General features: G+C 60.8%; 12 protein-coding genes (1 of these 12 cut by a window edge). 7 read left to right on the plus strand and 5 right to left on the minus strand.

From position 1 onward, the window contains the following. Together rapA and rluA are read left to right on the plus strand one after the other, a co-directional pair. Nucleotides 1–2090, plus strand: the 3' portion of a protein-coding gene (rapA, locus tag ACTG2S_RS19655; RefSeq protein WP_274161764.1) for an RNA polymerase-associated protein RapA. Its footprint begins 778 nt before the window's first position; only the last 2090 of its 2868 coding nucleotides appear in the window; its start codon lies off the left edge, out of view; the stop codon is at nt 2088–2090. Nucleotides 2091–2198: 108 nt separating this feature from the next. After that, nucleotides 2199–2855, plus strand: a complete 657-nt coding sequence (gene rluA / locus ACTG2S_RS19660; protein ID WP_274161765.1) for a bifunctional tRNA pseudouridine(32) synthase/23S rRNA pseudouridine(746) synthase RluA — start codon at nt 2199–2201, stop codon at nt 2853–2855. Between the two features lie 60 nt (nt 2856–2915). Here rluA and ACTG2S_RS19665 read toward each other — a convergent pair whose 3' ends face one another. The 5 genes from ACTG2S_RS19665 to treR form a co-directional block, all read right to left on the minus strand. After that, complete coding sequence (locus ACTG2S_RS19665; protein ID WP_274161766.1) at nt 2916–3104, minus strand: hypothetical protein; 189 nt, start codon at nt 3102–3104, stop codon at nt 2916–2918. Nucleotides 3105–3224: 120 nt separating this feature from the next. Continuing rightward, on the minus strand, nt 3225–3824 hold the full coding sequence (locus ACTG2S_RS19670; protein WP_274161767.1) for a sugar O-acetyltransferase: 600 nt from the start codon (nt 3822–3824) through the stop codon (nt 3225–3227). Nucleotides 3825–3827: 3 nt separating this feature from the next. Further along, complete coding sequence (treC, locus tag ACTG2S_RS19675; RefSeq protein ID WP_274161768.1) at nt 3828–5489, minus strand: alpha,alpha-phosphotrehalase; 1662 nt, start codon at nt 5487–5489, stop codon at nt 3828–3830. A 66-nt stretch (nt 5490–5555) separates the two neighbouring features. Next, complete coding sequence (treB, locus tag ACTG2S_RS19680; protein WP_058059860.1) at nt 5556–6986, minus strand: PTS trehalose transporter subunit IIBC; 1431 nt, start codon at nt 6984–6986, stop codon at nt 5556–5558. Nucleotides 6987–7178: 192 nt separating this feature from the next. Next, entirely contained in the window at nt 7179–8126 is a 948-nt protein-coding gene (gene treR / locus ACTG2S_RS19685; RefSeq protein ID WP_236272803.1) for a trehalose operon repressor TreR, read from the minus strand. A gap of 137 nt (nt 8127–8263) precedes the next feature. Between treR and ACTG2S_RS19690 the strand changes: the two genes are divergently transcribed. From ACTG2S_RS19690 to ACTG2S_RS19710, 5 genes are all read left to right on the plus strand, one after another. After that, nucleotides 8264–9214: an AEC family transporter gene (locus ACTG2S_RS19690; RefSeq protein WP_005336047.1), complete on the plus strand. Its 951-nt coding sequence runs from the start codon at nt 8264–8266 to the stop codon at nt 9212–9214. A 62-nt stretch (nt 9215–9276) separates the two neighbouring features. Beyond that, nucleotides 9277–9471 (plus strand): heavy-metal-associated domain-containing protein, encoded by a 195-nt coding sequence (locus ACTG2S_RS19695; protein WP_041210890.1) that lies wholly within the window; start codon nt 9277–9279, stop codon nt 9469–9471. 130 nt (nt 9472–9601) lie between these two features. Next, nucleotides 9602–10660 (plus strand): L-asparaginase 2, encoded by a 1059-nt coding sequence (ansB, locus tag ACTG2S_RS19700; RefSeq protein WP_064338868.1) that lies wholly within the window; start codon nt 9602–9604, stop codon nt 10658–10660. Between the two features lie 243 nt (nt 10661–10903). After that, a complete protein-coding gene (locus ACTG2S_RS19705; RefSeq protein ID WP_274161769.1) occupies nt 10904–12196 on the plus strand; it encodes a hemolysin family protein in 1293 nt (430 codons plus the stop codon). 18 nt (nt 12197–12214) lie between these two features. After that, complete coding sequence (locus ACTG2S_RS19710; protein WP_005343012.1) at nt 12215–12880, plus strand: DedA family protein; 666 nt, start codon at nt 12215–12217, stop codon at nt 12878–12880. Nucleotides 12881–12958 lie beyond the last annotated feature (78 nt).

Raw genomic sequence — 12958 nt, forward strand, 5'->3', positions numbered from 1 at the left:
AGAAGCGCCGTCGCTTCGAGCAAGTGCTGGAAGCCGAGTGGGATCTGCTGGTTGTCGACGAAGCGCACCATCTGGAATGGAGTGAAGAGGCGCCGAGCCGCGCCTATGAGATGGTGGAAGCGCTGGCCGAACAGGTGCCGGGCGTGCTGCTGCTGACCGCCACCCCGGATCAGCTGGGCCACCAGAGCCACTTTGCCCGTCTGCGCCTGCTCGATCCCGAGCGTTTCTACGACTACGAGGCCTTCCTCGCCGAGGAGCAGGCCTATGGTCAGGTCGCGAGCGCCGCGCAAGAGCTGCTGGATGGCGAGACCCTGAGCGATGAAGCCAAACAGATCCTCGCCAGCCAGCTGGAAGGGCTGGACTTGAGCGATGCCGCCGCCCGTCAGCAGGCGGTCGCCAAGCTGCTGGATCAGCATGGCACCGGCCGGGTGCTGTTCCGTAACAGCCGCGCCAATATTCAGGGCTTCCCCGAGCGTCACCTCAACGTCTACCCCATGCCGCTGCCGGAGCAGTACAAGACTGCCATCAAGGTGATGGGCATGATGGGTGGCAACGGTGGCGATCTGCAGACCCGCGCCCTGCGCTACCTCTATCCCGAGAAGATCTTCCAGCAGTTCGAAGGCGACAACGCCACCTGGACCCAGTTCGACCCACGCGTTGAATGGTTGCTGGAGCTGCTGCTCTCTGCCCGTCAGCAGAAGGTGCTGGTGATCTGCTCCGAAGCAGCAACCGCCATCGCGCTGGAAGAGGCGCTGCGCACTCGTGAAGGGATCCGTGGTGCCGTGTTCCACGAAGGGATGTCGATCCTCGAGCGGGACAAGGCCTCCGCCTATTTCGCCCAGCAAGAGGGTGGCGCCCAGGTGCTGCTCTGCTCCGAGATCGGCTCAGAAGGCCGCAACTTCCAGTTTGCCAGCCATCTGGTGCTGTTCGATCTGCCCCTCAACCCGGATCTGCTGGAACAGCGGATCGGCCGACTGGATCGTATCGGTCAGCAGAACACCGTCGAGATCCATGTTCCCTATCTGGAAGGGACTGCCCAGCGCGCCCTGCAGCTCTGGTATCACGATGGTCTGGACGCGTTCGAGCAGACCTGCCCGACGGCCCGCCCGGTATTCGAAGCGGTACGTGAAGAGCTGTTCGAGCTGCTGGCTGCCAACACCGGCGATCAGGCAGCCCTCGACGCCCTGCTGGTCAAGACCCGCGAACTGCACGAGCCGCTCAAGGCTCGACTGGAGCAGGGCCGCGATCGCCTGCTGGAGATCCACTCCAGCGGTGGCGCCGCCGCCCAGCAGCTGGTCGACAAGCTGGCCGCTGAAGATGACGACACCGGCATGATCTCCTTCGCTCTCAAGATGTTCGACGAGATCGGCGTCAATCAGGATGACCGTGGCGAGAACGCGCTGGTGCTGACCCCCGGGGATCACATGCTGGTCTCCAGCTTCCCGGGCCTGCCGCAAGACGGCATGACCATCACCTTCGATCGCAACACTGCCCTGTCGCGGGATGACATGGCGCTGCTCTCCTGGGATCACCCCATGATGCGCGGCGGTATCGACCTGATCCTGGGCTCCGAGATCGGTGCCACCTCGGTCGCACTGCTCAAGAACAAGGCACTGCCCATCGGCTCCATCCTGCTTGAGCTGATCTTCGTTGCCGAGTCTGCGGCCCATCCCCAGCTCTACCGCTTCATGCCGCCGACGCCGATCCGTCTGCTGATGGACAAGAACGGCCAGAATCTGGGTGAGAAAGTGGCGTTCGATGCCTTCAACCGCCAGCTGACGCCGGTCAATCGCCACCTCGGCAGCAAGCTCGTGACTGCATCCCAGCCGGTGATCCACGGTCTGATTGGCCAGGGCCAGGCAATTGCCGAAGAGCTGAAAGCCGGGATTGTCGACAAGGCCCGTGCCCAGATGGCGCAGACCCTGCAGCAGGATCTGGATCGTCTGGAAGCGCTCAAGGCGGTCAACCCGAACGTGCGAGACAGCGAACTGGATTATCTGCGCAATCTGCAGGCAGAATTGCACCACCTGATCGATCAGACCCAACTCAAGCTGGATGCCATCCGCTTTATCGTGGTCACCCATAACTGACAAGCGAGTGAAGTGGCATGACCGGCTCACGCGGGATCTCATGCCCTTTATGATTGTGGTTATCTATAACTGATGGGGCTTGCCCCCACCTTCTGATGCGAGACATTTATGTTTGAATACTCACCGCCTCTGGAACCCTGGCTCGATATCCTGTTCAAGGACAAGGACATCATGGTGGTCAACAAGCCCACTGGCCTGCTGAGCGTCCCCGGGCGCGGCCCCGAGAATGAAGACAGCGTCCTGCATCGGGTGAAGCAGCAGCACCCCAAGGCGGCGGCGGCTCATCGCCTCGACATGTCCACCACTGGCGTCATTGTCATTCCCCTCAATCCCAACTCTCATCGGGAGCTGAGCCGGCAATTTCGCGAGCGGGAGACCGAGAAGCACTACCTCGCCTGGGTGTGGGGCGAGCCGGAAGCAGAGTCGGGACAGGTTGACCTGCCGCTCTGCGTCGACTGGCCCAACCGCCCGAAGCAGAAGGTGGATCACGAGGAGGGGCGTCACGCTCTGACCCTGTGGCAGAAACTGAAAGTGGAGAACGGCAACAGCCTGATCAAGCTGACTCCCATCACAGGTCGCTCGCACCAGTTGCGCATCCATATGCTGGAGCTGGGGCATCCGATCCTGGGTGACAACCTCTACGCCCATCCGGATGCGCTGGCGGCGGCACCCCATCTCTACCTGCATGCGGCCATGCTGACCATCAGCCACCCCCGTAGTGGCGAGCGGATGACCTTCGAGGCGCCGGCTCCTTTCCCGGTCTGATCCCGCAAATCGCAGAGATAAAAAAGCCCCCATCGCGAGATGGGGGCTTTTTCATTAGGGTCAGACGCGAATATCGATCTTGCTTCCCAAAGAAGCGCTGGCCGATGTCGGTGTAACCGGCGCTGATTGCGCTGCGTTTTGCAGCAGCTTCAGCGCAGCTTCGCCCTCTTGGGTCTGCTGTTTCTTGGCCAGACTGGCCGTCATCAGAGCAGAACCAAACGACGCATTTGCAGAACTTGATATATCCATAGGGTTCCTCCTGCACTCAACAGTATCGACCAAGCGGCCCCGAACATAAGCACTGAATGCAAAACAATCTGAAATTCGCTTTTCTATCAATCAGATAGCAATAGCATTCATGGTCCCTGTTCACCGCTGGATGACGCCTTCAAGCTCCTGTGCCGTCATCGGCCGAAGCACCTTGCAAGGGTTACCAGCCGCCACCACGTTGGCGGGCACATCTTTGGTCACCACCGAACCGGCACCGATGACGCTGTTGTCACCGATAGTCACACCGGGGCAGATAACCGTGCTGCCGCCCATCCAGACGTTGTGACCGATCCGCACCGGCTTGCCGAACTCGACACCCTTGATACGTGGCGCCACCGCCACCGGGTGAGCGGCGGTGTAGATCTGCACCCCGGGCGCCAGCAGCACGTTGTCGCCGATGTGCACCTCGCAGACGTCGAGGATGGTGCAGCCCACGTTGGCGTAGAAGTTCTCGCCGACGAAGATGTTGGCGCCATAGTCGCAGAAAAACGGCGGATTGATGGCGCACTCCTGGCCGCGGCTACCGAGCAGTTCATGGAGCAGGGCATCCCGCGCCGGTTTCTCCTGCCAGCGGGTGTTGAAGGTGTGGTAGAGCCGGCGGCAGCGCTCGCGCTCCGCTTTCAGCTCAGGGTCGCCCGCATCATAAGGCTCCCCCGCCACCATCTTCTGCCACTCGGCACCGCGCACCACCTTCTCCATTACCTACTCCATCAGCCAGATCAGGGATTCATAAGGGCGCAGCATACCCGATTGCGGTCGGGCCGGGCTATCCGGGTAGTTGCCGAGCAGCAGCCGACCTTGCCCGCTTTGCAGCTCGGCAGGCAAGGCAAACTCCACCGGCTCGCCGTAGAAGTTGCTCACCACCAGCAGGGTCTGACCGTTGGCGCGGCGGGCATAGGCCCAGATCTGCGGGTGCCCGGTCAGCAGCTCCTGATAATCCCCCTGAGTGAAGATGGGGTGCGCCTTGCGAAGGGCGATGAGATCCCGATAGTGCCAGAACACCGAGTGCTGGTCGGCCAGCGCCGCCTCGGCATTGATCTCGGGATAGTTGGCGGCTGGCTTGAGCCAGGGCGTCCCGCTGGTGAAACCGGCGTTCGGGGCGGCGCTCCACTGCATCGGAGTACGGGAGTTATCCCGGGACTTGGCACCGAGAATGGCGAGGATCTCGGCCTCGCTCATCCCCTCCGCCTGCTTGATGGCGAAGATGTTGCGACTTTCCACATCCTGATAGTCATCGATGCGCTGATAGCCGGGGTTGGTCATGCCGATCTCCTCCCCCTGATAGATGTAGGGGGTGCCCTGCAAACCGTGCAGCGTGCTGGCCAGCATCTTGGCGGCTACAACTCTATGCTCGCCCTCATCGCCGAAACGGGAGACGATGCGCGGTTGGTCGTGATTGCACCAGAACAGCGCCGACCATCCCTTGCCTTGCATACCGCTCTGCCAGTGGTTGAAGATGCGCTTGAGTTCGAGGAAATCGAACGGTGCTTTCGTCCACTTGTCGCCGTTGGGGTAATCCACCTTCAAATGGTGGAAGTTGAACACCATGGAGAGCTCTGAGCCGTCCAGCGCGCCGTAGCGCTGGCAGTGTTCCAGCGAAGTGGAGGACATCTCCCCCACCGTCATGGCGCCCACCGGGGCAAAGACGTCGCGGCTCACATCCTGCAAGAATTCGTGGATGCGCGGCCCGTCGGTGTAGAAGCGGCGGCCATCGCCAATCTCGTCGTCCGGGAACGCCTGATCCTTGGAGATGAGGTTGATGACATCGAGGCGGAACCCGTCCACCCCCTTCTTGGCCCAGAAGTGGATGATCTTTTTCACCTCGGCGCGCACTGTGGGATTTTCCCAGTTGAGATCCGCCTGCTCGCGGGCAAACAGGTGCAGGTAGTACTGACCGGTAATCTCATCGAGCTCCCAGGCGCTGCCACCAAACTTGGATTGCCAGTTGTTGGGCACGCCGCCATCCACCGGATCGCGCCAGATGTAGTAGTCGCGGTAGGGGCTGTTCTTGTCCCCCAGCGCAGACTTGAACCAGGCGTGCTCGGTGGAAGTGTGGTTGACCACTATATCCATCACGATGCGGATGTCGCGCGCGTGGGCGGCGGCCAGCAGCGCCTCGAAATCTGCCATGGTGCCGTAGGCGGGATCGATGGCAAGGTAGTCGGCGATGTCGTAGCCGTTGTCCACCTGTGGGGAGACGTAAACCGGGGTCAGCCAGAGGGCATCGACGCCCAGGGTCTTGAGATAGTCGAGGCGGGCCATGATCCCCTTGAGATCACCGGTGCCACGGGCAGCGGAATCCTGAAAGCTCTTGGGGTAAATCTGGTAAATCACGGCACTCTGCCACCAGGGTGTTTGGCTCATGGGTCTTTCTCTTGTCTCGAATAGAAAATGGAGAGGGCGACCCACGGGTCGCCCTGATAATCAGTGTCAGGCGCTGGCTTGGGCCAACTTGCCTGCGGCTTGCTGGCGCTTGTAGACCAGCAGGGTCAGCACCACCGGCACCACGATGGCGACCAGCATGGCGATGGCAAACACCGCCCAGTATTGCGGCTGGATGGAGAGGATGCCGGGCAGGCCGCCTACCCCGATGCCGTTGGCCATTACCCCGGCGAAACCGCAGATAAGGGCCGCAAGGCTGGAGCCCACCATGGCGCACAGCATGGGGAACTTGTACTTGAGGTTGATACCGTACATGGCCGGTTCGGTCACCCCGAGGTAGGCGGAGATGGCGGCAGGCACCGAGATCTCCCGTTCGTTCTCCTTGCGGCTAATCAGAATGATGCCGACGACTGCAGAAGCCTGAGCGATGTTGGAGAGGGCGATCAGCGGCCAAATCGGGGTGCCCCCCATGCTCTGCATCAGCTGCAGATCCACTGCGTTGGTGGTGTGGTGGATACCGGTAATGACCAGCGGTGCATAGAGGAAACCGAACAGGGCAGCACCGATGGGAGCGAAGGAGCCGGTCATCGCAGCCTTGGCCGCGAAACCGACGCCATCACCAATCCAGCGACCGAACGGGCCGATAAAGGCGTGGGCCACGATCACTGCCAGCAGCAGCGAGACAAACGGCACAATCACCAGATAGAGGTAAGCCGGAATGATCCGCTTGAGGTTGGTCTCAACCCAGGCCAGGAAGACACCCGCCAGCAGCGCCGGAATGACCTGGGCCTGATAACCCACCTTCTGGATCACGAACAGGCCGAAGTCCCACACCTCGGGAGTCTGCTGGCCGATGCCGTAGGCGTTCATCAACTGCGGCGACACCAGCGTGATACCGAGCACGATACCCAGGATCTCGGAGCCACCCATCTTCTTCACTGCAGACCAGCAAACACCGACCGGCAGGAAGTGGAAAATCGCCTCGCCCAGCAGCCAGAGGAAGGCGTGTACCTGAGCCCAGAACTGGCTGATCTCGGTGAGGGTGTGAGTACCATCGTCGAACATCTTGATGTCGCCGATGACGTTGCGAAAGCCCAGGATCAGACCGCCGGTGATGATGGCGGGCAGCAACGGTACGAAGATCTCCGCCAGATGGGAGATGCCCCGCTCCAGCGGGTTCATGTTCTGGCGCGCCGCCTGCTTGGCGGTCTCCTTGCTGCCACCGCTAACGCCGAGCTGCTCGGTCAGCGCCTTGTACCACTGCTCTACCTCGTTGCCGATCACCACCTGGAACTGACCGCCCTGGGTGAAGCTTCCCTTCACCGCCGGGATGGTTTCGATGGCCTTGCTGTCGGCCTTGGCCGGATCGTTCAGGACGAAGCGCAACCGGGTCAGGCAGTGGCTGACGGTGGCGATGTTCTCCTTGCCGCCGATCTTGTCGATCAGGGTGGCAAGCTGCTGTGCGTTGATCTTGGACATGGGTCTTCCCTCTGTGACGCCATTGAATAGTGGTCTGTATCGCCCTTTTGAGCCAGTCTGTCGGCCGGAGCGTTTTTGGTATCGTTCCCATTTAGCATGCCGACAATCTGGCCAGATCGAAATGGGAACGTTCCCAATTCATGGCCAGCATCACAAAAAGCGTACTTTTTGTTCAGTCCGGAGTGATGGGGCTCACAGGGTTCGACAGGGGGCGATTGTCACCAGCGGAGGCTGATCCTGCTCAATCTGGTCGAGCAGCTGACGCGCCGCCTGCTCCCCCGCCCCTTTGTAACCAAGATCGAGACTGAGGGCGTTTGGGAAGAGGAAGCTGAGCATGGGATTGTTGCCAAGTCCGGTCACAAGCACATCGCTACGCCCTTGTTCTTGCAGATATTTTGCCGCACCGATGGCGAGGGTATCGCTGGCGCAGACCAGCGCCTGGGTGGAGGGCGTCAGCAGCTCGGCCGCCAGCCGGTAGCCGCTCTGCAGGCTGAGATCACCGAGGGCACTGCGCGGGCGCAACCCCTGCTCTGCGCAGTAAGCGAGATAAGCATCTAGGCGGCGCTGGCCTGTGGTGAGATCCGAGGTATCCACCCCCAGATAGGCGATGTCGCGGGCGCCACGGCTTGCCAGCTGCGCCAGCATGGTGCGCACCGCACCGGCGTCGTCGAAGCAGACCGAGGAGAAACCGGGGTATTCACGGGCGACCAGCACCAGCTTCTCTTGCAGCGGCGCCATGGCGGCATAGTCCAAGTCATTGAAGGCGAACAGGATAATGCCATCCACCCCGCGCCGCTCCAGCACCGCCAGATGCTCCTGTACCTTGGCGGGGGAGAACTTGCTCTCCATCAGCACGGCATCGTAGCCACGCAGGTAGAGGGTCTCCAGCATGCCGCGCACCGCCTGATTCTCCGAGCTGGAGTCGAGCCGCGAGACGATGATCCCCACCACCTGCTGGCTCTGGCTGCGCATGGCCCGCGCCGATTTGCTCGGCACGAAGCCGTGTTCGGCGATGATCTGCTCCACCCGCTCGCGGGTCTCCTGCTTCACCTTGGGATCCTGATTAAGCACCCGGGAGACGGTCGACTTGCCGACGCCACTCAGTCTGGCGATATCGAGGATGGTCAGTTTCTTGTCCATGAATTGGCTCACAGGAGGCTAGGCGGTGGAATTGCCCACATTGTTGTGATTAACCCCTGTGAATACAAGCCCATGGCGTTAGAATGCCCTTTTTGCCCCGCCGTCAGGGTGTGTGGGCACAGCACAGGATGCCCATCATGGATCTGCTGGCCAGTCTGCTCTTCTCCCTCTCCATCACAGGCCCCATCTGCGTGGTGCTGCTGCTCGGCATCTTGCTCAAGCGGTTGGGGCTGCTGCCGGATCCCTTTACCGAATCCGCCTCGCGACTGGTGTTTCAGGTCACCCTGCCCGCTCTGCTCTTTCTCAGTATTCTGGGTACCAACTTCGCCACCATGCCGAGCCTCTGGTTTATCGGCTATGGCCTGCTCGCTACCGTTATCAGCTATCTGGTGCTGGAACTGCTGGCCGGACGTTTTATCGGGGAGCAGCGGCTGCGCGGCATCTTCGTGCAGGGGAGCTTTCGCGGCAACAGCGCCATTATCGGGCTCGCCTATGTGCAGAACGCCTACGGCCACGAAGGGTTGGGGGCGGCAGCCTTCTATGTCGGTGCGGTGACCGTGCTCTACAACATTCTCGCGGTGATCACCCTCACCCGCAGTCTCGGCGGCGCCACAGGCATTCGCCCCATCCTGCTCGGCATCATCAAAAACCCCCTGATCATCGCCATTGTGGCGGCGCTGCCGTTTACCCTGCTCGGTATCAAGATGCCGCAACTGCTGCTCACCACCGGCAGCTACTTCGCCAACATGACGTTGCCGCTGGCGCTGCTCTGCACCGGCGCCTCCCTCAGCCTGGATGCTCTGCGTGGTGGTGCAGCCATTGCCGGGTGGGCCAGCATCATGCGGCTCTGTCTCATTCCAGCAGCTTTTACCCTGGGGGCGGCTCTGCTCGGCTTCAGCCATCTGGAGCTGGGTATTCTGTTCCTCATCAGCGCTACCCCGACTGCCGCCGCCAGCTATGTGATGACCCGTGCCATGGGGGGCGACAGCGTGCTGGCCGCAAACATCATCGCCACCACCACCCTCGGTTCGCTGGTCACTACCAGCCTCGGGGCAACTCTGATGAACTACCTAGGGTTGATGTACTAACGGCTTGACCTTGCCGGAGGCGGCAGCTTTAGGCTGGCGCCCATCAACAGAGGAGATATTCCATGACCATCGAACTCACAGTGTCCGGCATGTCCTGTGGTGGCTGCGCCGCCAGTCTGCAAAAAGCCCTGCTGGCCCAGCCTGCAGTCACTACCGCGACCGTCGATTTCGCCAACAGCAAGGCCGTCATCGAGAGCGAGCTGAGCAAGGCCGAGCTGATCGCCCTGATCGAAGCCAAGGGTTTCTCTGCGAGTTAAATTATCTCCATAGAGGTATAAAACAGGTTAAAAATCTGTACTCACCTGTCTTTTGGTGAGTTTTATCACAGACCCAGGTTATTAAACGGGCAAACTTGCTGCGATTATTCCAACCATAAGGATTTGCAGCATGACCCTACCGATCCGCAAGACCCTGCTCGCCGCCGTCGTCGGCCTGACCCTCTCCCCCATGGCGATGGCCCTGCCCAACGTCCATATTCTGGCAACCGGCGGCACCATTGCCGGGGCAGGCCAGTCGGCTACCCAGTCCAACTACGAGGCTGGCAAGGTGGCCATCGAAACCCTGATCGCCGCGGTGCCCGAGATGAAAAACGTGGCCGATGTGCAGGGAGAGCAGGTGGTGAAGATCGGCTCCCAGGACATGAACGACGAGGTGTGGCTCAAGCTGGCCAAGCGGGTCAACGAGCTGCTGGCCAAGGATGACGTGGATGGCATCGTCATCACCCACGGCACCGACACCATGGAAGAGACCGCCTACTTCCTCAATCTGACCGTCAAGAGCGACAAGCCGGTGGTATTGGTTGGCGCCATGCGTCCCTCCACCGCCATGAGTGCCGATGGCCCGCTCAACCTCTACAACGCCGTGGTGACCGCCTCCGACCCCGCCTCCAAGGGCCGTGGCGTGATGGTGGCGATGAACGACACAGTGCTGGATGCCCGCGACGTCACCAAGACCAACACCACCGGGGTGCAAACCTTCGCCTCCCCCAACTTTGGCCCGCTCGGCTACATCCACAACGGCAAGATCGACTATCAGCGCAGTCCGGCTCGCCTGCACACCAGCAAGACCCCGTTTGATGTGAGCAAGCTCGACAAGCTGCCACAGGTCGGCATCGTCTACAGCTACGCCAACGCCACCGATCTGCCGGCCAAGGCGATGGTGGATGCCAAGTTCGACGGCATCGTCAGCGCCGGGGTGGGCAACGGCAACCTCTACCACACCCTGTTCGACACCCTGGCTAAGGCGAGCAAGGACGGCATCCGGGTAGTGCGCTCCGCCCGCGTACCGACCGGCTCCACCACTCTGGATGCCGAGATCGATGATGCCAAGTACGGCTTCGTCGCCGCCGAGACCCTCAACCCGCAGAAGGCGCGGGTGCTGCTGATGCTCTCCCTGACCCAGAGCAAGGATCCGGCCCAGATCCAGCGCTGGTTCCAGCAGTTCTGATAAGGGTTGTCTGACAAGTGATAAGCAAGGGCGGGACTTCCCGCCCTTTTCACTCCTGCAATGCTGCCTCGCCCATTACGCCGTTTGGCGGGGTCGTCCCTCTCTTTTCCGGCCATCTTTTTCAGCCATCGCAAAGCGCTGTCATCAAATTAGCGAGCCGGATCACCCGCTTTCACAAGCGCATCGCCGCCAAATTCATTACACTGCCAGCGATCTTATCCACTCAAGGAGTGCTGTTGCTGTATGGAAATATTGATCCTGCTGGGATTGATTTTGCTTAATGGCGTCTTCGCCATGTCAGAAATCGCCATCGTCACCGCACGCAAGGCTCGCCTCGGCAAGCTTGCCTCTGAAGGCAACCGCTCCGCCGCCATTGCCCTCAAACTGGGCGAAGACCCGACCCATTTTCTCTCTGCCGTCCAAATCGGCATTACCAGCATAGGTTTGCTCAACGGTATCTACGGCGAATCCCTGCTGGCCCAGCCCTTCTCGCTCTGGTTGCAGGAGTGGGGACTATCCCCCAAGAGCAGCGGCCTGATCGCCACCGTCATAGTAGTGGTGGTGGTTACTTACCTCTCCATCGTGGTGGGGGAGCTGGTGCCCAAGCGGCTCGGCCAGCTCAATGCCGAGCGCATCGCCTGTCTGGTCGCGCGCCCCATGCACTGGCTCGCCACCCTGACCCGCCCCTTCGTCTGGCTGCTGTCGGCCTCTACCAATGCCAGCCTGCGGCTGCTGCGGGTCAACCAGAACGGCAGCGCCAACGTTACCGAGGAGGAGATCCACGCCATGCTGGTGGAGGGCTCTGAAGCCGGGGTGATCGAGGATCATGAACACACCATGCTGCGCAACGTCTTCCGTCTCGACGAGCGCAGCCTCTCCTCCCTGATGGTGCCGCGCAGCGATATCTGCTATCTGGATCTGGCGCTGCCGCTGGAGACCAACCTGCAGCGGCTGGTGGAGTATCGCCACAGCTATTTTCCGGTCTGCGACGGCAACCTGTCAGAATTGGTGGGTATCATCAATGTCAGCAAGGTGCTGCACGCCTATATCAAGGGGGAGCCCATCGATCTGGTTGCCCTGACCCAGGAGGGCAGCCTGCTGCCCGAGACCCTCAACGGCGTCGAGCTGCTCAACCACTTCCGCACCCACAGCGAACAGATGGCGCTGGTGGTGGACGAATATGGCGAGTTGCAGGGACTGGTCACCCAGCAGGATCTGCTGGAGGCGCTGGCGGGGGATTTCCAGCAGGAGGATGGCGAGGACAACTGGGCATTCCGGCGCGCCGACGGCAGCTGGCTGCTCGATGGCCTGATCCCGCTGCCCGAGTTGAAGGACTGTCTGGAGCTGGTTCGTCTGCCAGAAGAAGAAAAACATCACTATCACACCCTCGGAGGGCTTATCATGCTGCTCCTTGGTCGTGTTCCACAAACCGGAGACCTGGTGACACTGGAACAGTGGCAACTGGAAATTGTTGACATGGATGGCCTGCGCATCGACAAGGTGCTCGCCATGCCCTTGACCGATCAACCCAGCTAACCTGCGGAGTTTGCAAGTATGGAGCAGTTTTACCAACTGGCTCACGCCTTTATGAATCACGATCTGAACACACTTTCCGATCCCAAGATGGCCTTCATGATCTGTGGTGTGATTCTGACGTTTCTGGTACTGGAAAACGGATTCATCCCTACCGCCTTTCTGCCCGGTGACAGCCTGCTGATCCTCACCGGCGTGCTCATCTATCAGGATGTATTGTCTCTCGGGGTGATCCCGCTGTTGATCATGGCTACCTTTGTCGGCACCTGGCTCGGTTACATGCAGGGGCGCTTTCTCGGCCACACCCAGCTCTACCATCGGCTGATGTCCCATGTGGAAGAGCGGCACCAGCAGAAGGTCTACCACCTGCTGGACAAGTACGGGATCATCACCCTGATCACCGCGCGCTATATCGCCTTCGTGCGCACCGCCTACCCCTATATCGTGGGTGCCACCGAGCTGCCCCAGGGGCGCTTTCTCATTGTCAATCTGATCAGCTCCATCATGTGGATCTGCCCGTTGGTCGGGTTTGGCTACTACCTGAGCCACACCAAGTTGGCAGCCGAATACCAGACCCAGTTCTTCAACATCATCATCTATCTGCCGGTGGCCCTGCTGGTGGGTGGCATGGTGGCGCTGGTCTGGCGCTGGATCAGCAAACGCAGGGCCGCGCAGCCGCGGGATTGACCCCTCGCCCAACGCCCGACCCGAAAGCCCTCGCCAGAGGGCTTTTTTGATCGCCAATTTCACGCAAATAGCAGAAAT

The organism is Aeromonas sp. 82P (assembly GCF_051919365.1).
GTDB classification, from domain to species: domain Bacteria; phylum Pseudomonadota; class Gammaproteobacteria; order Enterobacterales; family Aeromonadaceae; genus Aeromonas; species Aeromonas veronii.